The sequence below is a fragment of the Terriglobales bacterium genome, from assembly GCA_035543055.1.
GTDB lineage: Bacteria > Acidobacteriota > Terriglobia > Terriglobales > Acidobacteriaceae > JAIQFD01.
On sequence record DATKKJ010000235.1, the window covers coordinates 1 to 18,470 of the forward strand.

The 18,470-nt window shown below is 64.4% G+C and carries 20 protein-coding genes and 1 tRNA gene; 7 read left to right on the forward strand and 14 right to left on the reverse strand.

Annotated elements, in window-relative coordinates:
* Positions 1-486 precede the first annotated feature (486 nt).
* From VMS96_15005 to VMS96_15025, 5 genes are all read right to left on the reverse strand, one after another.
* A complete protein-coding gene (locus tag VMS96_15005) occupies positions 487-2,103 on the reverse strand; it encodes an FMN-binding glutamate synthase family protein (protein ID HVP44737.1) in 1,617 nt (538 codons plus the stop codon).
* Complete coding sequence (locus tag VMS96_15010) at positions 2,100-2,843, reverse strand: 2Fe-2S iron-sulfur cluster-binding protein (protein HVP44738.1); 744 nt, start codon at positions 2,841-2,843, stop codon at positions 2,100-2,102. The genes VMS96_15005 and VMS96_15010 overlap by 4 nt, the downstream gene beginning before the upstream one ends.
* Entirely contained in the window at positions 2,831-4,705 is a 1,875-nt protein-coding gene (gene nuoF, locus VMS96_15015) for an NADH-quinone oxidoreductase subunit NuoF (protein HVP44739.1), read from the reverse strand. The genes VMS96_15010 and nuoF overlap by 13 nt, the downstream gene beginning before the upstream one ends.
* Entirely contained in the window at positions 4,683-5,189 is a 507-nt protein-coding gene (locus VMS96_15020; protein HVP44740.1) for an NAD(P)H-dependent oxidoreductase subunit E, read from the reverse strand. The genes nuoF and VMS96_15020 overlap by 23 nt, the downstream gene beginning before the upstream one ends.
* A 255-nt stretch (positions 5,190-5,444) precedes the next feature.
* Positions 5,445-5,711, reverse strand: a complete 267-nt coding sequence (locus tag VMS96_15025) for a hypothetical protein (protein ID HVP44741.1) — start codon at positions 5,709-5,711, stop codon at positions 5,445-5,447.
* A 291-nt stretch (positions 5,712-6,002) separates the two neighbouring features.
* Between VMS96_15025 and VMS96_15030 the strand changes: the two genes are divergently transcribed.
* The 3 genes from VMS96_15030 to VMS96_15040 all read left to right on the forward strand — a co-directional run bounded on the left by VMS96_15030 (position 6,003) and on the right by VMS96_15040 (position 7,254).
* Positions 6,003-6,392, forward strand: coding sequence for a PilZ domain-containing protein (locus tag VMS96_15030; protein ID HVP44742.1), 390 nt, complete (start codon positions 6,003-6,005; stop codon positions 6,390-6,392).
* A 66-nt stretch (positions 6,393-6,458) separates the two neighbouring features.
* On the forward strand, positions 6,459-6,809 hold the full coding sequence (locus VMS96_15035) for a PilZ domain-containing protein (GenBank protein HVP44743.1): 351 nt from the start codon (positions 6,459-6,461) through the stop codon (positions 6,807-6,809).
* A 40-nt stretch (positions 6,810-6,849) separates the two neighbouring features.
* Entirely contained in the window at positions 6,850-7,254 is a 405-nt protein-coding gene (locus tag VMS96_15040; protein HVP44744.1) for a carboxymuconolactone decarboxylase family protein, read from the forward strand.
* Here the strand turns inward: VMS96_15040 and VMS96_15045 are convergent.
* Positions 7,251-7,778 carry a cytochrome c gene (locus VMS96_15045; protein ID HVP44745.1) on the reverse strand — a complete coding sequence of 176 codons (528 nt, stop codon included), beginning with the start codon at positions 7,776-7,778 and terminating at the stop codon, positions 7,251-7,253. The two genes, VMS96_15040 and VMS96_15045, sit on opposite strands and share 4 nt — an antisense overlap.
* A 62-nt stretch (positions 7,779-7,840) precedes the next feature.
* Complete coding sequence (locus tag VMS96_15050) at positions 7,841-9,106, reverse strand: hypothetical protein (protein HVP44746.1); 1,266 nt, start codon at positions 9,104-9,106, stop codon at positions 7,841-7,843.
* 192 nt (positions 9,107-9,298) lie between these two features.
* Here VMS96_15050 and VMS96_15055 point away from each other — a divergent pair, with 192 nt between their 5' ends.
* From VMS96_15055 to msrA, 4 genes are all read left to right on the forward strand, one after another.
* Positions 9,299-10,516, forward strand: coding sequence for an ABC transporter permease (locus VMS96_15055; protein ID HVP44747.1), 1,218 nt, complete (start codon positions 9,299-9,301; stop codon positions 10,514-10,516).
* Positions 10,517-10,657: 141 nt separating this feature from the next.
* Entirely contained in the window at positions 10,658-11,383 is a 726-nt protein-coding gene (locus VMS96_15060) for a Crp/Fnr family transcriptional regulator (GenBank protein ID HVP44748.1), read from the forward strand.
* Positions 11,384-11,524: 141 nt separating this feature from the next.
* Positions 11,525-13,687, forward strand: coding sequence for a S9 family peptidase (locus VMS96_15065; protein HVP44749.1), 2,163 nt, complete (start codon positions 11,525-11,527; stop codon positions 13,685-13,687).
* 103 nt (positions 13,688-13,790) lie between these two features.
* On the forward strand, positions 13,791-14,327 hold the full coding sequence (gene msrA / locus VMS96_15070; GenBank protein ID HVP44750.1) for a peptide-methionine (S)-S-oxide reductase MsrA: 537 nt from the start codon (positions 13,791-13,793) through the stop codon (positions 14,325-14,327).
* On the opposite strand, the gene VMS96_15075 is transcribed toward msrA, so the two are convergent.
* The 7 genes from VMS96_15075 to VMS96_15105 all read right to left on the reverse strand — a co-directional run bounded on the left by VMS96_15075 (position 14,324) and on the right by VMS96_15105 (position 18,399).
* On the reverse strand, positions 14,324-15,052 hold the full coding sequence (locus VMS96_15075; GenBank protein HVP44751.1) for a TrmJ/YjtD family RNA methyltransferase: 729 nt from the start codon (positions 15,050-15,052) through the stop codon (positions 14,324-14,326). The two genes, msrA and VMS96_15075, sit on opposite strands and share 4 nt — an antisense overlap.
* Before the next feature lie 11 nt (positions 15,053-15,063).
* A complete protein-coding gene (locus VMS96_15080) occupies positions 15,064-15,360 on the reverse strand; it encodes a MoaD/ThiS family protein (GenBank protein ID HVP44752.1) in 297 nt (98 codons plus the stop codon).
* Complete coding sequence (locus VMS96_15085) at positions 15,357-16,535, reverse strand: sialidase family protein (GenBank protein HVP44753.1); 1,179 nt, start codon at positions 16,533-16,535, stop codon at positions 15,357-15,359. The genes VMS96_15080 and VMS96_15085 overlap by 4 nt, the downstream gene beginning before the upstream one ends.
* Positions 16,536-16,581: 46 nt before the next feature.
* Positions 16,582-17,034, reverse strand: a complete 453-nt coding sequence (locus VMS96_15090; GenBank protein ID HVP44754.1) for a VOC family protein — start codon at positions 17,032-17,034, stop codon at positions 16,582-16,584.
* Positions 17,035-17,101: 67 nt separating this feature from the next.
* Positions 17,102-17,563, reverse strand: coding sequence for a hypothetical protein (locus VMS96_15095; protein HVP44755.1), 462 nt, complete (start codon positions 17,561-17,563; stop codon positions 17,102-17,104).
* 79 nt (positions 17,564-17,642) lie between these two features.
* Positions 17,643-18,098, reverse strand: coding sequence for a helix-turn-helix domain-containing protein (locus VMS96_15100; GenBank protein HVP44756.1), 456 nt, complete (start codon positions 18,096-18,098; stop codon positions 17,643-17,645).
* Positions 18,099-18,324: 226 nt separating this feature from the next.
* Positions 18,325-18,399, reverse strand: a tRNA-Asn gene (locus tag VMS96_15105).
* Between the last annotated feature and the right edge of the window lie 71 nt (positions 18,400-18,470).

Consider the following 18,470-nt stretch of genomic DNA (forward strand, 5'->3'; position numbering starts at 1 on the left):
CGGGCCTTGCGCCCGCCGCTGCCCTCGCAGCCAGCGTTCTTTGAAAACACACCATCGTCGTCAGGCCGCTGACTCCCGACTCCTGACTCCCGACTCCTTTACGTCGACATATCCGACATACTTTCGGGCTTAACTCCTTTAGATCGACATATCGAGGGGGAGGGGGTAGGGGGTCTGAATTCTGTCCAAATCTGAAATCTGCATTCTGCGATCTGAAATCACCGTGGTTGGGATTGCAGATTGAGGATTTCAGATCGCAGATCTCAGATTTGCCTGGGGTAGGGCTCCCTCGCTGCGCTCGGGATGTGAAGGAAAGACTTGATTGCCTACGAGTCCTCCGTGGTTAAGCAAGAAAAGCGCCGCGTGGGTTCCGGACAGACCACGCGGCGCTTATGAGGCGGCGAGTCGCGTCCCGTTTGCGGGACAGCAAGCGGCTGGTTGGCCGCCGGCGCAGTGCCTATCGTGCGGGCTGCGCCCGGGGACGATCTAGTCCGCAGCGGAGGACTTCGTCCTTCTCACTTCACCGGCCTCCAAAATCTCATTCACCTCCTCGGAATCGATGTCGCTGACCATGGGGATGCCGCTCAGGCGGCTGGCCTCCGGGGTCAGCGAAGCGATGTCGTCGCGGGTGATGTATTCCAGCCCGAACTTGCGGGCGCCCGCCATCAACTGGCGCAGCCCCTGCGCGACGCGCTGGTAATAGGTGTAGATCCCGAGGGCCCCCGTAGGCAGTTTGTCGAAGCGGTCGCCCAGCTTCTCCCGCAGCTCGCTGGAGGTCACGAAGATCTCGTCCTTGGTGGTCCCGAAGCGCTCGATGTAGATGGGCAGGTTCTGCGCTTCGATGGCGTTGCCGATGGTCTTGCCGACCATGGCGGCGGCCAGCGGGGAGCGCGCCCAACCGATCAGTTTCACGAAAGGAGCGCCCAGCGCGAAGCCCTTGAAGATCTGGTCCTCGAAGGTGAATCCGCCGGCCAGGGCGATGGCCGGGATGTGCTCGCCTTTCCGCTTCAGGCGCACCAGGTAATCGCGCAGCATGGAGTGCAGCTCGATGCCGGGGATGCCCCACTCGTTCATCATGCGCCAGGGGCTCATGCCGGTGCCGCCGCCGGCCGCGTCCACGGTCAGCAGATCGAGCCGGGCGATGGAGGCGAACTTGACCGCGCGGGCCAGGTCCACCGGCCGGTAGGCGCCGGTCTTCAGGGTGATGTACCTGGCGCCGGCCTTGCGCAGCTCCTCGACCCGCTTCAGGAAGCCGTCGAGGGTGACCATGCCGACGCGGGAGTGGCGCTCGAACTCGTGGAAGGCGCCTTTCTTGAAGGCCTCGATGACGCGCGGGTTGGAGGGATCGGGCAGCACCACGTAGCCGCGCTTCTGCAGTTCCTGCGCCTTGGCCAGGTCCTTGATCTTCACCTCCCCGCCGATGTCCTTGGCGCCCTGGCCCCACTTCAGCTCGACCGAGCGCACGCCCAGCTTCTTGATGGCGTATTCCTGGACGCCGAGCATGGTGTCCTCGACGTTGGCCTGGACGTACACCTCGCCGTAGCCGTCCATCTGCCAGTCGCGGAAACACTTCACGCGCCACTCCAGGTCCACGCTGGATTCGACCTTGCCGCCCGCGAACTTCGATTCCATATCCATGCCGACGACGTTCTCGCCGATGGCGATGCCGGTGCCGGTGATGGCGGCGCCGGCGGCCAGCCCGGGCCAGTTGTTCTTGGCCACGTTGGTGGAGCCCATGGCGGCGATGGTGAAGGGCAGCTTAGAACGGATGCCGCCGTCGTGGCCGATCGCCACTTCGAGGTTCACGCTGGGGAACAGGGCCTTGTTGGAATCGGCCTCGATGCCCCAGGCCCCGGCGGCCCGGCCCAGGATGGTGAAGTGCGAGAGATCGACCGGATAATCCTTGGTGGCGGCGGTGGTGATGATCCCGAAGGGCTGGGGATAGATCATCTCGGCGCCGCGGTAGGCCGACTTGCCGATCTCGCACATGCCGATGCAGCCATCGACGCAGGTGGCGCACATCCCGCTGATGGGTACGACCGCGTCCTCCGTGCGGTTCTTGGTCAGAGTGGCCGCGGAAGAGTTCAGGCGCGTGTAGCTCATTTGGTTTCTCCTGTGAAAGTCAGAATCTCTTGGGGATTGCGTTTCACCCGGACGTCGTGGCGCAGCGGCCCCGACAGTTCGCAGGCGTGACACGGATCGAGGAAGCACATCGCGTCCTCGTAACTCTGGAGACAGACGGTCGCGAAGTTCAGGCAGCCGTTGCACAGCGTGTCCTTGGACTGCGGACCGGCGCAGCGCGACTCGCAGACCGGGCAGATGTACAGGCAGGCGCCGCACTGGCGGCAGCGCTCGTCGGTCATGTCGAAGGGGCGGTGGACCATGCGGTCCTTGCCCCGGCCGGAGAAGCCGATGGCCCCGGCCATCATCTGCTGCTCGCACATGCGCACGCACAGGCCGCACTGGATGCAGTGGTAGTCCTTGGCCTCATAGCGGCACTGGCGCACCCCGTACTGTGAACACAGGTCCTGGATCTTCTTGGACGAGGGACAAGTGGCGACGTACAGCTCCAGGAGCAGGCGGCGGGCGCGCTCCACACGGGCGGAGTGCGTCCAGATCACCAGGCCGTCCTCGGCGGGCAGGGTGCAGGCGCTCAGCAGCTTGGAAGGACCATTCACCCCCCGGCTGGCCTCGACCACGCACAAGCGGCAAGCGCCGGCGGGCGCCAGGCCATCGTCGTGGCAGAGGGTTGGAATAGGCAGACCCAGGAAGCGCGCCGCTTCCAGCACGGTCGTGCCGCGTTCGACTTCGAGCGGGATTCCGTTGATCGTCAGTTTAGGCACGGGACTGCTCCTGTCGAAACCAGCACTGCCTTGGGTTGGCAGACTTCCAGGCAGGCGCCGCAGCGCAGGCACTTGCCGTTGTCGATGGTGTGGGGTTTCTTCTTCTCGCCCAGGACCGCGTTGGTGGCGCACACCTTCACGCAAGCGCCGCAGCCGTCGCACAGCACCGGGTCGATCTCGTAATAGATCAGCTCCTTGCAGACCTTCGCCCTGCACTTCTTGTCGCGGATGTGTTCCAGGTACTCGTTGCGGAAATAGCGCAGGGTGGTAAGCACGGGATTGGCGGCGGTCTGGCCCAGAGCGCAGAGCGAAGCCTGCTGCATCAGCCAGCCCAGGTCTTCGAGCAGGGGCAGGTCTTCTTCCTTGCCCTGGCCGCGGCAGATGCGCTCCAGGATAGACTTCATCCGCTGCGTGCCTTCGCGGCAGGGGAAACACTGGCCGCAGGATTCGTCTTCGAGGAACTCCATGAAGTAGCGGGCGATATCCACCATGCAGGTGGTCTCGTCCATCACCACCATGCCGCCGGAACCCATCATGGAGCCGGCCTGGGTGAGCTGTTCGTAGTCGATGGGGAGGTCGATGAGGTCGGCGGGGATGCATCCGCCGGAGGGCCCGCCGATCTGGATGGCCTTCAGCTGCTTGCCGCCGGGGACGCCGCCGCCGATCTCGTAGATCATCTTGCGCAGCGTGATGCCCATGGGCACTTCCACCAGGCCGGTGTTGTTGATCTTGCCGACCAGGGAGAAGACCATCGTGCCCTTGCTCTTTGCGGTGCCGATGGCGGCGTACCAGTCAGCGCCGTGGTTGATGACCTGGGGCACGCTGGCCCAGGTCTTCACGTTGTTGATGACCGTGGGCCGGCCCCACAGGCCTTTCTGCGCCGGATACGGCGGGCGCGGCTTGGGCTCGCCCACGCGCCCTTCGATGGAGGCGATGAGCGCCGTCTCCTCGCCGCAGACGAACGCACCTGCGCCCTGGACGACGAAGATGTGGAAGTTCTTCCCGCTTCCCAGGATGTTCTCGCCCAGCAGGCCGCATTCCTCCGCCTGTTTGAGGGCGCAGCGCAGGTGCTCGACCGCCAGCGGATACTCGGCCCGGACATAGACGTAGCCTTCCTCCGCGCCCAGTGCGAAGGAGCCGATGAGCATGCCCTCGATGACGCTGTGGGGATTGCCTTCCAGGAGGCTGCGGTCCATGAAGGCGCCGGGGTCGCCCTCGTCGCCGTTGCAGATGATGTAGCGCGGCGCCGGATTGGAGCGGCAGGCCGTCCACTTCACGCCCGTGGGGAAACCCGCGCCCCCGCGGCCGCGCAGGCCGGAGCGGGTGACTTCCTCGACCACCTGCTCGGGCTTCATGCCGCCCAGCACCCTGGCCAGCGCGGAATAGCCGCCGACCATCAGGTAGTCCTCGATCCGCTTGGGATCGATGCGGCCGTTATTCCCAAAGAGGATGCGCTGCTGCTTGGCGTAGAACGGGACCTCGTCCTCGGTGCGGACCTCCTTGCCGGTGGCGGGATCGACGTACAACAGCTTCTCCACCGGCACGCGGCCATTGGTGACGCTGTTGACGACGGCCGCGACGTCGCGGAGGCTGACCTGGTTGTAGAAGGTCCCCTCGGGCCAGACGATCATGAGCGGGCCGCGCTCGCAGAAGCCGTGGCAGCCGGTGCTCTTGACGTCGATCTTCCCTTGCAGGCCGCGCTTGGCCAGTTCCTTGTGCAGGCCGTCCAGCACGTCGTGGGCGCCGGCCGCCGAGCAGCCGCTGCCCGCGCACACCGTCAGGCAGGGCCGCTTGGGGTCCTGCTGGGAACGGCAACTGGCGCGATACGATTCCAGTTCGTTAAGCGAGTTCAGCCGCGGCATCGCGATCTCCTGTCTTCGGTGCATACCTCTTGAGCAGTCCGCGCACCTTCGCCTGGGTGAGATGAGGATGGGTATTGGTGTCCACGCGCACCACCGGCGCCAGGCCGCAGCAGCCGATGCAGCGCACGGCCAGGACGGTGAACTGCTTGTCTTGGGTGGTGCCGGCGGCGGGCAGCTTCAATTCCGTAAGCACGCGATCGAGGACCCGCGGCGCTCCGCGCACGTGACAGGCGGTGCCCAGGCAGACTTGCAGCAGATGCTTCCCGCGAGGTTTCAGGCTGAAGCAGCGATAGAAGGTCGCTACCTGGTAGACCTCGGTCATGGGGATGCGCAGCTTGCGCGAGACGCGCCGCAAGATGTGCTCCGGCAGGTAATAGTAGGCGGCTTGGACCTCCTGGAGGATGGCGATCAGATTGGACCGCCGCTCATCGAATCCATCCAGGAGACGTTCGACCTGCTGTGGATCGACTTGACTGGTAGCCATAACCCTTCTTCTCGGGTGCTCGACTGTGGCGCTCCAGCTTTTTTGGCCACAGGTTGCTGGAAGCATTCCCTCGGCCACTGCCGGCAGCGCGTCTGCGCCCGCCATGTGGCAGCGGCCCAAAAACTTACGCCGAAGCTGTCGGCTTCGGCGTAGGCGGCTCATGGGTCAAAACTAATCTTCTCCATGGGGCAGGTGGCGCACCCGCCACCTGCCCGCAAGGGAATCTGGAGTGGTTCCTTCATAAAGTGTCTTCCTTCACTCCTTCGGACTTCTCCGCCACAAGATCCGCTTGGGCGGCCAGCTATACACCTCGCGTTGGAACGCCTCGCTGTCCTTTGCATCGTTGGGAGTGGGAACCGGAGAGTTCTCGTTTTCTTGCGGCTGCTTCAGCTCCTGAAGCAGCAGCTCGAGCTGCTCTCGCCTGGTGGGATCGCTCAATCGCTCGATGAGCTCGGACCGGTGCATCTGGCCCTTTCCCTGGCACAAGGGACAGCAGAGATAACGTCCTTCTTCGATCGCCATGGGTCCTCGATGAGCCCGTTGCCTACTGGTGGATCGTGAAAGAACCAATTGCAGGCCCGCGCTCACGGGCGAGGGAAAGGGGGGCGACGCCAACGCGCCACCGCGTTCCATGAGCTACTTTTCCATTTGGGGACGCCGGTCGGCTGTGATGGGTGTCACCTCGCTACGTGATTCGAGGGCGGGGAGGGACGCTGCGATCGGGGAGGAACGGCGGTAACCCGAGGTCACTCCGAAGGTACCGAGAGGTCACGGAAACACTTGTTGCCACCGGGGAGGTCTGATATCAGTTGCATGATGGCGACCGTCCCGGACAATATGGAGACCATGGACCCGATGTCGCGGGAACGGCGAGCGGCCCGGCGGTTTCGCATGAAACTGCCCGTGACCGTCCGCTCGTTCGACGGGGTAGCGGTCTCGCTGCACGGGATGACCCACGACATCAGCGAGAGCGGGGTGCTGTTCTTCATCAGCAGCCGCCCGCGGGAGCATGCTCCCATCGAGTTCATGGTCGAGCTCCCCTCCGAGGTCACGATGACCGATCCCATGCGCGCCACGTGCAAGGGGAGGGTGGTGCGGGTGATCCAGGATCAGCTCTCCGATGGCTTCGGCGTGGCCGCCACCATCGAGGGGTTCACGTCGTTCATCCGGCTCTCCGGCGCCCCGCCCATCTTTTCGGCCTGAAGCCACCCGCAGCGGACCGGGGCATCCTCAAACGAATAGCATGACTTACAATGCTGGCCGCGCCCCATGTCACTTGACAGGACCGACGCGCAGTGGAAGATCACGCGCAGCTTCGCCCGCTTCGCGCTGCAGGTGCCGGTCTCGGCGATGATGAGCGAGAGTGCCTCCATCCCGGTCTCGTCGGGGCGGACGCGGGACATCAGCCTGGGCGGCCTGGGCGCTTTCCTGGAGCCTCCGGTCGCGGTCGGGCAGAGGTTGTGGGTGGAGTTCCGCTTGCCACCGGCGTCGGCCGCCATGCGCATCTTGGGCAAGGTGCAACACGACTACGGCGGGCGCTTCGGCTTTCAATTCCTGAACATCACCCCGGAGCAGCAGGACGAGATCCGCCAAGCCTGCCAGGGCCTGGCGAACGTGTAGCGATTTCGCAGGCGTCGCAGGCTCTGCTAGGCTTGCGGACATGAAACCTGCTGTCAGCGAGCCTCGCTATCTGTTCTCCGAAGAAGACGCGGCCCGGCGCAGCCCGATCGCCAAACAGTTCCTGGAGACCCGGCGCAAGCTGAACCTGATCGTCAACGCCGCTGATAACAACCTGGTCAAGCGCTACTACAACCTGGACCACAACACCTACCTGGAGGGCGCGGTCCCGGCCAAGTTCAAGGAGCTGATGGGGCTGGTGGTCTCGGCGGGACTGCGCTGCGACGACTGCATCCACTACCACGTCATCCAGTCGTTCCGGCTGGGTGCGACCCGTAACGAGCAGGAGGAGGCGTTGAACGTGGCCCTGGTGGTGGGCGGAAGCATCGTGATCCCCCACCTGCGGCGGGCGTACGCACTGCTGGCGGAGTTGTACGAAGCCGCCTAGCGGGCCACCGCCGGCCGGGCGTGACCGGTGATCATGCTTTTCGCCATGTCGGAGGCCTTATCGGCGTTGGCCAGCAGTACGCTGACCTGCCACATCTCGTTCTCGGAAAGCGTACTCTTGAAAGCGGGCATGCCGCTCAGTCGGATGCCGTTCGCCACCTTCCAGTAGGTCTCACCCGGAGGATCGTCGGTCACGCCCTTGCCCTTGAAGAGCTGTGGGGGGTGCGGGAACATGCCCTTGGCGATGACCGGCATGGGCTTGCCCGGCGCTCCGTGGCATACCGCGCAGTGATCGCTGTAGACCATGGCGCCCGCCATGTAGGTGGTCTCGTTGGCAGGCACGGGGACATTCTGGGGCATCTCCTTCTCGAGACGCGCGTGCAGGGCCATCCTCGCCAGGCGCTTTTCGAAGGGCATGGCCGGCGCGGACGCCGCCACCGGCGCCATCCCGGCCCTGAAATAGCCGTACACCACGACCAATACCAGCAAGACGCCAACGACCACTCCCAGCAGGAATCTCTTCACGTGCGCTCTCTTTCGTCCTTATGCCGATGCCGACAAGGGCGTCGATGCTCTTGTTCTGCCTGTCACTTCGGTGGGTTGGTCACGGAATTCAGCCGGCCGCCGCCAATCGGCATGGGCCGTCCGAAGACGATCTCCAGTTCGCTGTAACGGGGGAGCGAGACGTCGCGGCCGTGGCCGCCCATGAACATCGCCAGGCCCAAGGGGATGCTTACGTAGGGCGCGACCGCGTGGGTCGCAAGCTCGACCACCTCATCGGCCACCTGTTGCGATGCCAAGCCAACTCCGAAGTCTTTCATGGTCTGTTTGGCGCCGCGTCCTTTGCCGTGCAGGCCGCCCTCATCATCGATCGAGCCGACGGCTTTGGCATCGAGGGCCGTGCCCACCACGGACGCCGCGACCTTCTCGGCGTTCCCGTTCGGCAACACCAGCCGGTCGAAGACCAGATGCACGGAGCCGGCGCGGTTCAGCCGCCGCGGCGGCACAACTTTCCCAATGTGTCCCTCGAGCGTGCTGCCTTCCGGCAAAAGGAGCTGGCCGTCATGCACGACCGGTTCCAGTACGCGGGCGTGGAAGATATCGCCCGGTTTGTTCTCCGACGCACTCAATGGCTCCAGCAGCAGCAAGCGGGCGTGGGTACCGGAGGGGATCGCCGCCACATCCAGGGGGCCCGGCTTGGGCTCGGCGGGATCCGGCGGCAACTGGATGGTGAGCGGCTGTTCCAGTTCGACGCTCACCTGGGGATGGCGGTACTGCTGCACCTGCTTCCCTCCGTGCCGGACCGACTCGATCTTGCCCACGCCGGGCGCCATCCTAGCGTAATCGCCGGCAGTGGCGCCGCCGACCTCCACCTGGTCACCCTTGGTGTGCAGCTGCAGCACCTCCCCTGCAGCGATGAACTTCAACTGGACCGGCTGAGGGTTCCCCGCCGAAGGCGTAAGCACTGCGGACTGAAAGGTGACGTCGTAGTCGAACTTGCGGTTCAGCCCCAGGCTGCGAACGGTCTGCAGGTGCTCGACAAAACCTTTCTTCTGGACCTTGTGCTTCTCCACATCCGCCACGACGGCGTGGACGTGACTGCCAGCGGGAATCACCTGCCGGTCGTACACGTACACCGGCCGGCTCAGCTCACCTTCGACATCGCTCCCGGCCTGCAAATGCGCGGGCTTGAGGGGGGCCGACATGGTCAGGCGCAGGATGGTGCCTGCGGGCACGACATAATCGCGGACGATGTTGGGCGCTGCCGGGGTTGCCGGGTTCTGGGCGCCGGCTGTCGCTGCGATGAGCAGCAGTGCCGCGGCGCAACAGGTGCGGGGCTTCGACGAATACATAGGGGCCTCAACTGCTTGCGGGATGGGCGGTGAAATCACCGGACCGGCCGGGACTCACATCCACTGATTGCCCTGTATGGTATCGCATTGCGAGCTGATCCGGTGCGGGGCGGCGCGATTGCCGCGATCTCGGTCCCATTTTGGCGTGCCGCCGGAAGGTGCAGCGGTTTAGTATGAAAGCTACTCCCGGTCATGATCTTCCACACCATCATCCGCGAAGCGCTGCTGGCCCTGCGACGCAACTGGATCCGCAGCCTGCTCACCATCCTGGGCATCGCCGTGGGAGTGGGAGCGTTTGTGTGCGTGGTGGCCATCGGCAATGCCGGCACCAGCCGCATCGAAGACCAGCTCCGGCAGCTGGGCGATAACTTCATCTGGATCGAGGCCGGGAGCCGGGCGCGCAGCGGGGTGCGGGTCGGATCGCGCGGCATCAAGACCCTGATCATGAACGACGCCAAGGCCATCCTGGAGCAGGTGCCCGCCATCAAGAAGGTCACTCCGAACGTGGATGGACGCGTCCAGGTCATCTACGCCGGGCTGAATTGGGGAACGATGTACCGCGGGGTGACACCGGAATTCACCGAGATCCGCCAGTGGAATGTGCGGCGCGGCGCTTTCTTCACCACGGCCGACGTGGAGTCGGCGGCGCCGGTGTGCGTCCTCGGCCAGACCGTGGTGGACAACCTCTTTCCCAACGAGGACCCGCTCGATCAGACGATCCGCGTCAAGGACTTGCCCTGCAAGGTTGTGGGAGTGTTTGAAGCCAAGGGGATGGCGGCCACGGGCGGCGATCAGGACGATTTCGTGGTCCTGCCCTACACCACGGTGCAGAAGCGGATCACCGGAACCTTCTGGCTGGATGACATCTTCTGCTCCGCCACCTCGCGGGAAGCGATGCCGGAAGCTACCCGGGAGATCATCGCGCTCATGCGGGAGCGGCACCACATCCCGCCCGGCGGGGACGATGACTTCAACATCCGCAGCCCGGAAGACGTGATCCAGGCGCAGCTGGCCACCAGCCGCGTCCTGACCTTGCTGATGGCCAGCATCGCTTCCCTGTCGTTGCTGGTGGGCGGCATCGGCATCATGAACATCATGCTGGTGTCGGTGACGCAGCGCACGCGAGAGATCGGGGTGCGCCTGGCCCTGGGCGCCACCGAATGGGACGTGCAGTTGCAGTTCCTCAGCGAAGCCCTGGTCCTGAGCGCCCTGGGGGCATTCTTCGGCCTGCTGGCCGGACTAGGGTCTTCGGTGCTGGTGCAGCGGGTCTTCCAGTTCCCTACCAAGCTGACGCCCCAGATCCTGCTCATCGGGAGCCTCTTCTCCGCCGTGATCGGCTTGCTCTTCGGCTTTTACCCCGCGCGCAAGGCCTCCCGGCTGGACCCGGTCGAAGCCCTCCGCTACGAATAGGCGCCCGCTACCTGAGCAATACCCTCCACCGGTTGCAAGACGCTTTACATTTGCGGGATTCGCGTCTAGTGTTCTGCACCGGATCGGTTGCAACTGTGGATGTATCGCGCTTCGATATAGCGCGTTCGCCGTGGGAGCTGCATGCAGACAAGCCAACTGCAGATGGTGGACCAGTGCCGCACGTGCAGGCTGCGCGGCAGCGGGTTCTTCTGCGACCTGTCACCGGCCTGCGTGGCCGCCTTCGAGGCCATCAAGATCACGATCCCCTATTACGCGGGGGCGCTCCTCTTCGCCCAAGGCGAAAAGCCCCGGGGCGTGTATGTGCTGTGTCAGGGGCGAGTGAAGCTGACCATCGGATCCGGCGACCGGGTGCTGGTCGCCGCCATGTGCCTGCCCGGGCAGATCCTCGGGCTTCCTTCCTGCATCTCGAACCATCCCTATGCGTTCACCGCGGAAGTGATGGAGCCGTGCCAGGTGAACTTCGCCCGCCGTGAAGACTTCATGCGCTTCCTGGAACACCAGCCGGAGGCGAGTGCCCGCGCCGCGCAACGGGTGGGTGAGAACCTCCACGACGTGCTGAACCTGATCCACACCATCGGATTGGCGCACTCGGCCACCGAGCGCCTGGCCCGGTTCTTTCTGCTCCTGTCCAGCCATGGCGACACCCAGGACCGGAGGATGCGGCTGCGCCTGGCCTTCACCCAGCGGGAGCTGGCCCAGACCATCGGAGCGACCCGCGAGACCGCCTGCCGGGTGCTGAACATCTTCAAGAGGATGAAGGTCGTGACCCTGGAGGGCTCCACCGTCGTGATCCGGGACCGGGCTGCGCTCCGTGAATTAGCGCGCGTCGACACCATCCAGGGCTGAGCCCTCGTTGAGCCACTCCCCGCCGCTGCGGTATGCTCTCCAGTTTTGCGGAGGTCCGGCTCGAGGGCGATTTGCTCTAAGGAGGCACACGTGCGTCACCTTCGTTCGTCTTTTTGTATCTTTGCCTTTTTGCTCACATTCATGGCTGCGGCGGCCGCCCAACAGCAGCCGCTCACCCTGGAGTGGATGTCCAGCGAGGCCGCGGCCGGGGTCGCCCGTGTCCCCTCTCACGTCTGGCTCGACGACAATACAGCCCTGATCTACGACACCCGCCGCCCCGCGGCGCAGCGGACCTTCGAGCGGCTGGACCCAGCTCGCGGGACCCGCAGCCCGGCGCTCGACATGACGAAAGCCGTCACCACCATCAAGGCCATGGGGCCGAACCTGGTGGAGCGAGACGTGCTTGGATGGCCTGGTTCGTTCGACCGCCAGGGACAGAAAGCGCTCTACGTCATCAAGGGTGATGTCTTCGTCTTGGACCTTCCCTCCAGCACCTTCGCCCGCCTCACCAATACGGCTGAGGAGGAGAAGAACGCCGAGTTCTCCCCTGACGGCCGCATGGTGGCGTTCGTCCGCAAGAACGATCTCTATGTGTGCGACCTGGCCAAGCAGGAGGAAAAGCGCCTGACCCGCGACGGCTCCGACACCATCCTCAACGGCACCCTGTCCTGGGTGTACTGGGAGGAGATCTTCGGCCGCCACGACATCGCCTTCTGGTGGTCCCCGGACTCAAAGTCCATCGCCTATCTCCAGACCGACGAATCGCCGGTGCCGGTGAGCACGTTCGTGGACTTCGCGCCGGTGAGCCAGCGCCTCATCCGGCAGCCGTATCCCAAGGCCGGGGACCCGGATCCCAAGGTGCGGGTGGGCATCATCGATGTCGCCGAGACGAACACCCACTGGGTCAGCATCTCCGACCGGCCGTTCGAATGGATCCTGCGGGTGAACTGGCTGCCTGACTCCAGCCGCATCAGCGTCTCCACCATGAACCGTGCCCAGACGGAGCTGGATCTGTACTTCGCGGGCCGCAGCGGGGGCGCCGCCCAGCACGTGCTGACCGAGACCGATCCGGCGTGGGTGAACGTCCATGACGATCTGCGCTTTCTACCCGACGGCAAGCACTTTTTGTGGGCCTCCGAGCGCGACGGCTACATGCATCTGTACCGCTATCGCATGGACGGGACGCTGGAGAACCAGATCACCCGCGGCGAGTGGGCCGTGGCCTCCTCCGGCGGGGTGGCGTTTTGGGTGCACCAATCGGTGGTCGGCGTGGACGCGAAGAATGACTGGGTCTACTTCACCGCCTTGAAGGACTCGTCGATCGAGCGGCACCTGTACCGCATTCATTCCAACGGCAGCGGCATGCAGCGCATCGATACCGAAGCCGGCACCCACGGCATCAGCATGTCGCCCGACACCCATTTCTATTTCGATACTCTCTCCGACATCCGCACTCTTCCCAGCCTGCGGCTGAACACCGCCGAGGGAAAGGTCAAGGAGGTTATTGCACCCGGCCGCCCCGAGCTCCTGGCGGGCCTCGACCTGCAGTATCCCGAGCTGCTGACCATCCCCGCCGCCGACGGCTTCCCCATGCCGGCACAGATCCTGAAGCCGAAGGGCTTCGACCCCGCCCGCAAGTACCCTGTGATCCTGCAGATCTACGGAGGGCCCTCGGCTCCGACGGTCAAGAACCAGTGGCCGTCAGGCATTTTCCTCGCCAACCTGCTGCTGCGGGAGGGTTACGTCGTGGTGGGCCTCGATAACCGGTCCGCCACCGCCATCAGCAAGAAGCTGGAGAACACCATCCTGCTGCAATCGCCGGAGCCTGAAACCGCCGACCTGCTGGCCGGCGTGCGCTGGCTGAAATCGCAACCCTGGGTGGATGGCAGCCGCGTCGGGGTCTCGGGCTGGAGCGGCGGCGGCACCATGACCCTGAGCCTCATGACCCATTCGCAGGAGTTCAAAGCCGGGATCGCGGGCGCTCCGGTCACCGATTGGCGCTATTACGACAGCAAGTGGGCCGAGGCCTTCATGAAACTGCCGCAGGAACATGCCGACGCCTACGACCGCACCTCCCTGGTCAAGCACGCCGGCGATCTGCACGGCAGCTTGCTTCTGATCTACGGGACCTACGATGACAACGTGCATCCGCAGAACGAGGAGGCATTCATGGATGCCCTGATCAAGGCGGGCAAGCCGTACCAGGTCATGCTCTACCCCATGCGCAAGCACGGCTTCGCGGACCGCCCGGCGCGCCTCCACCGCGACCGCGCTATCCTCGACTTCTGGAAGAAGAACCTGTAAACCACGAACAAGAAAACCGCGCTCCGAGCGACGCCTCGGAGCGCGACTCTCTTGCCAGCGAACTATTTAGGGAACCTTGGCCCGCTTTCTTCATCGAATCTGTATGCCTGAACTGGCTGCTATCTTTGCCGGCGGATGTTTCTGGTGCCTGGAAGCCGTCTTCCAGCGGGTGACTGGGGTGAAGTCGGTCGAATCCGGCTACATGGGCGGACACGTCAAGAACCCGGCTTACCGCGAGGTCTGCGCCGGGACTACCGGCCACGCCGAGGTGGTGCGCGTCACCTTCGATCCCGCCGAGGTCAGCTACGAGGACCTGCTGGAGGTCTTCTTTGCCATTCACGACCCCACGACTCTCAACCAGCAAGGCAATGACGTCGGCACCCAGTACCGCTCCGCCATCTTCTATCTCGATGACGAACAGCGGAGCCTGGCCGAAAAGGCGATCGCGGAATTGGAGGAGGCGCACGTCTGGCCGGACCCGGTGGTCACCGCGGTCGAGCCCGCGGGTCCGTTCTATCGCGCCGAGGACTACCACCAAGACTATTTCGCCAACAATCCCGGCCAGTCCTATTGCCAATTCATCGTGGCGCCCAAGGTCCGCAAGTTCCTGAAGACCTTTCCGGAGAAGGTGAAGGCTTAGCCCTTCTCCCGGAGCTTCCACCCGATCTGGCGCAGCATACCGAGCAGCAACTGGGCATCGAGCGCTTCCATGTCCAGCCGCCGCACCAGGCGCCGGATCTTCAGCTCGTTGACGGCCGCGGTCCGCAGCTTGATGTAGCCGCTGAGGCGCAGGTTCTCGAGCAGCAGCTCCGTGAAACGCTCCACCGTGCCGGCGCTCGCTTTTTGCCGCTGCTCCGCGCTAGCCGCGCCCGCCTGGCGCGAAAGCTCGTAGAGACAAACCGCCACGGCTTGCCCCAGGTTCATGCTGCCGCGCTGTTCGAGAGTGGGGATGCGCATCAGCCAGTGGCAGTGGCTGAAATGGTCGTTGGAGAGACCTTTCTTTTCGGAACCGAACAGGAGAGCGACCGGGCCGCTGTCCAGCCGCTTGCGGATCAGTCGGGCGGCTCGCGGCAGGGGCTTCAGGGGATGCTCCAGCTGTCGCCGGGCGCCCGCCGTCGTCCCCACCACCAGCGAGCAGTCGCCGATCGCGTCGGCCAGCGACCGAAACACTTCCGCTTTCGCTAGCAAATCCGACGCTCCCACCGCTGAGCGGGCTCCGCGGAACGACGGTTCATACGGCCGCACCAGCCGCAGCCGCGACACACCGAAGTTACCCATGGCCCGCGCCGCCGCCCCGATGTTCAGGGGATTACGTGTCTCCACCAGCACCACACGCAGGTTGTCGAGATGGCTCTTGTCGGACACCGGCGGCCATTCTACCCGCCGGCGATGGCGCCGATGATCAGGAACGGCTCCTTCCCCGACGTGATGGCCTCGGGCAGCGGTGTGTCCGGCGATTCCAGCGACCAATCCTCCTCGCACACGTAATAGCGCAGGAAGTCCCGGCGTTTCTTGGTCACATGGTCGCGGATGGTGCCGCACAACACCGGGTACCTGGCCTCCAGCGCGTCCAGCACGGCGCGTTGCGTGACCGGCGGCGCGACTTCGAGCTTCACCTCGCCCTCGACTTTGGCCAGCGTCCGCAGGTGCGCCGGAATGACCACCCGGATCATGGCAGCGCCTGCGCCTCCACCGAGAGCACACCCGGCAGGTCGTGCACGATGGCGGTCCAGCTGTCGCCGCCGTCGGCCGAGGCGTACACCTGCCCGCCGGTGGTGCCGAAGTAGATGCCGCAGGGATCCAGCGTGTCCACCGACATGGCGTCGCGCAGTACGTTCACGTAGCAGTCCTTTTGCGGCAGGCCCTTGGTCAGCGGCTCCCACTCGTTGCCGCCCTTGCGGCTGCGATAGACACGCAGCTTCCCCTCGAGCGGGAAATGCTCCCCGTCGCTCTTGATGGGGACCACGTAGATGGTCTCCGGCTCGTTGGCGTGGACGTCGATCACGAACCCGAAATCGGTGGGCAGGTTGCCGCTCACTTCGTGCCAGTTCTCGCCCGCGTCGTCGCTGCGCATCACGTCCCAGTGCTTCTGCATGAACAGCACGCCCGGTTTCTTGGGATGCATGGCGACGTGGTGCACGCAGTGCCCGACCTCGGCGTTCGGGTCCGGGATGTACTGCGACTTGAGCCCGCGGTTGATCGGCTTCCAGGTCGTTCCGCCGTCGTCGGTGCGAAAGGCGCCGGCGGCCGAGATGGCGATGTACATCCGCTTGGAATTGCTGGGATCGAGGATGATGGTGTGCAGCCCCATGCCGCCGGCGCCCGGCGACCACTTGGGCCCGGTGCCGTGGCCGCGCAGCCCGGCCAGCTCGTGCCAGCTGGTAGCGCCGTCGGTCGAGCGGAAGATGGCGGCGTCCTCCACCCCGGCATAGACCGTGTCCGGATCGGTCAGCGACGGCTCCAGGTGCCACACCCGCTTGAACTCCCACGGATGCTGCGTGCCGTCGTACCACTGGTGCGTGGTCAGCGGCTTGCCGGTCTCCGGGGAAGTGTCGTAGACGAACTTGTTGCTCTGGCCGGCGGGCGGGCCGTACGGCTCCGGCATCTTCTCGCCCCCCGGCGTCTCCCAGGTCTTGCCGCCGTCGCTCGAGCGCTGGATGATCTGCCCAAACCATCCGCTGGTCTGCGACGCGTAGATGCGCTTGGGGTCCGCCGGCGATCCCTTCAGATGGTAGAGCTCCCAGCCCGCGAACAGCGGGCCGCTGACCTCCCAGCTCTTGCGCTTCCCGTCCGACGTGAGGATGAATGCTCCCTTGCGTGTGCCTACCAGTACCCGTACTCTGCTCATCACTCGCTCCTTGCAGCGATTCCCGCTGGAGACGCGTCAGGGCGTCTCATGCCGCTGCGCGTCTCAGTGTCTCGATGTCGATCTTCCTCATCTGCAGCATCGCGTTCATGGCTTTTCCGGCTCTGGCGCGGTCCTTGTGAGACAGCAACTCGCCGAGGATCGTGGGGATGATCTGCCAGGAGACGCCGTACTTGTCCCGCAACCAGCCGCACATATCTTCCTTGCCGCCGCCGGCCAGGAGCTTCTCCCAGAGTTCGTCCACTTCCTCCTGCGTCTCGCAGTTGACGAAGAACGAGATCGCCGGCGTGAATGTGTATAGCGGCCCGCCGTTCAGGGCCTTGAATTCCTGCCCCTCGATCTGGAAGCTGACGCCTAACACCGTCCCGTCCGGGCCCGGCATCGTCCCCAGGATCTTCGAGTCCTTGAAGATGGAGGTGTAGAACTTCGCGGCTTCTTCAGCGTTGCCGTTGAACCACAGGAATGGAGATATCTTCTGCATGGGTCCTCCATGGGCGTGGGTGACCCACCCAAGCCCGATGTCGGCCTGGGTGGGCCGGTGGTGCTGGTTAGGCTGCTTTTGCGGCTTGGGCCCGCCACTGCTTCATGAACTGCCGCATGGCGGCGAGGTGGCCGGGAGCGCGGGTCTCCATCCAGCTCTCATACCGCTGCGCGGCCTTTTCGATGTTGGCCAGGAACGGCGGGTACACCCACTGTTGCCGGATCGCGGGCAGGATCGGCCGCACCCGCTCGAAGACGCCGAAGAACTCGCCGCTGGTCTCGAAGAACAGGTCTTCGTGCAGCAGGCCGTAGTTGAGCAGCGCGCAGGCTTGCTCCCAGTAGCTGAGAACCATCATCACGTTGGTCCCGTTCTCCGATCCCGGAGCAGCGATCTTCATATTGTCTTCGATGGTTTCCGGGAAGTAGTTCTTGAAGAACCAGTCGCGGGCCTGGCGCAGCCGGGCTTCACGGCGCTGTTCGAAGACCTGGAGGTGAAGTTGAGCTTGTTCGTGCGTAGGTTTGGATGACATCGCTTTTCGTCTCCTCTTTTCTCAGGTGGTCTGTGGTCAGGTTATTGGTTGAGAAAGTGAAGGCCCCACAACAGACAACTCATTGCCAGCGCCAGCCCCCGGTGCGGGGGAGCAGGGGCGTAGAGTCGCGCTCTCGCCACCGCCGCCGCACCTCTGCCAGGACTTCCTCGCGGTGCTTGGCCATCTCCTCGATCACCCCGCAGGATGCCCCCGTGCGTTCATGCCGTGAGCCCCAGATGAGCAGCTCCAACAGCACCGGCGCCAGGCCGATGCCCTTTTCCGTCAAACGATAGTTCACCCGGCGTCCGTCTGTCCCGTCAACCTCCGTACTGATGATCCCCGCCGCCACAAGTTTCTTTAGACGGTCGGCCAGCACATTGGTTGCAATTCCCTCCCCCGATTCCTCGAACTCCTTGAAGGTACGGAACCCTCTCACCATCAGGTCCCGGACGATCAGCAGCGACCAGTTGTCCCCGAAGATCTCCAGCGAGATGCTCACCGGGCAGCCCGACCGCCGCTTCGCTCGACGTTTCAACCGCGCCACAGTATCAAACTAACTTTCAATTTGCAAGTTATTTCTGGGAGCGCCCCCCCTTTGCAAATCAGCTGACGTCTGAGCCGCCTGGGATTGGAAACAAAGAAAGGCTCCTCAGGTAGGACTCGAACTTGAGCCGCTTGGCGGGCGTGAGCGCGGCGCGAGCCCGCCGGCGAAATCCTGAGCCCGCGAAGGACCTCTAGCAAAACGGGGCTGCGGAAAGAAATGGCTCCTCAGGTAGGACTCGAACCTACAACCCTCCGGTTAACAGCCGGATGCTCTGCCATTGAGCTACTGAGGAGTGGCGAGGACGCGTGTCCTCGACTCAAAGTATAACGTCTGATTCCGCCTTGCGTCCAATCTGATAGTCTT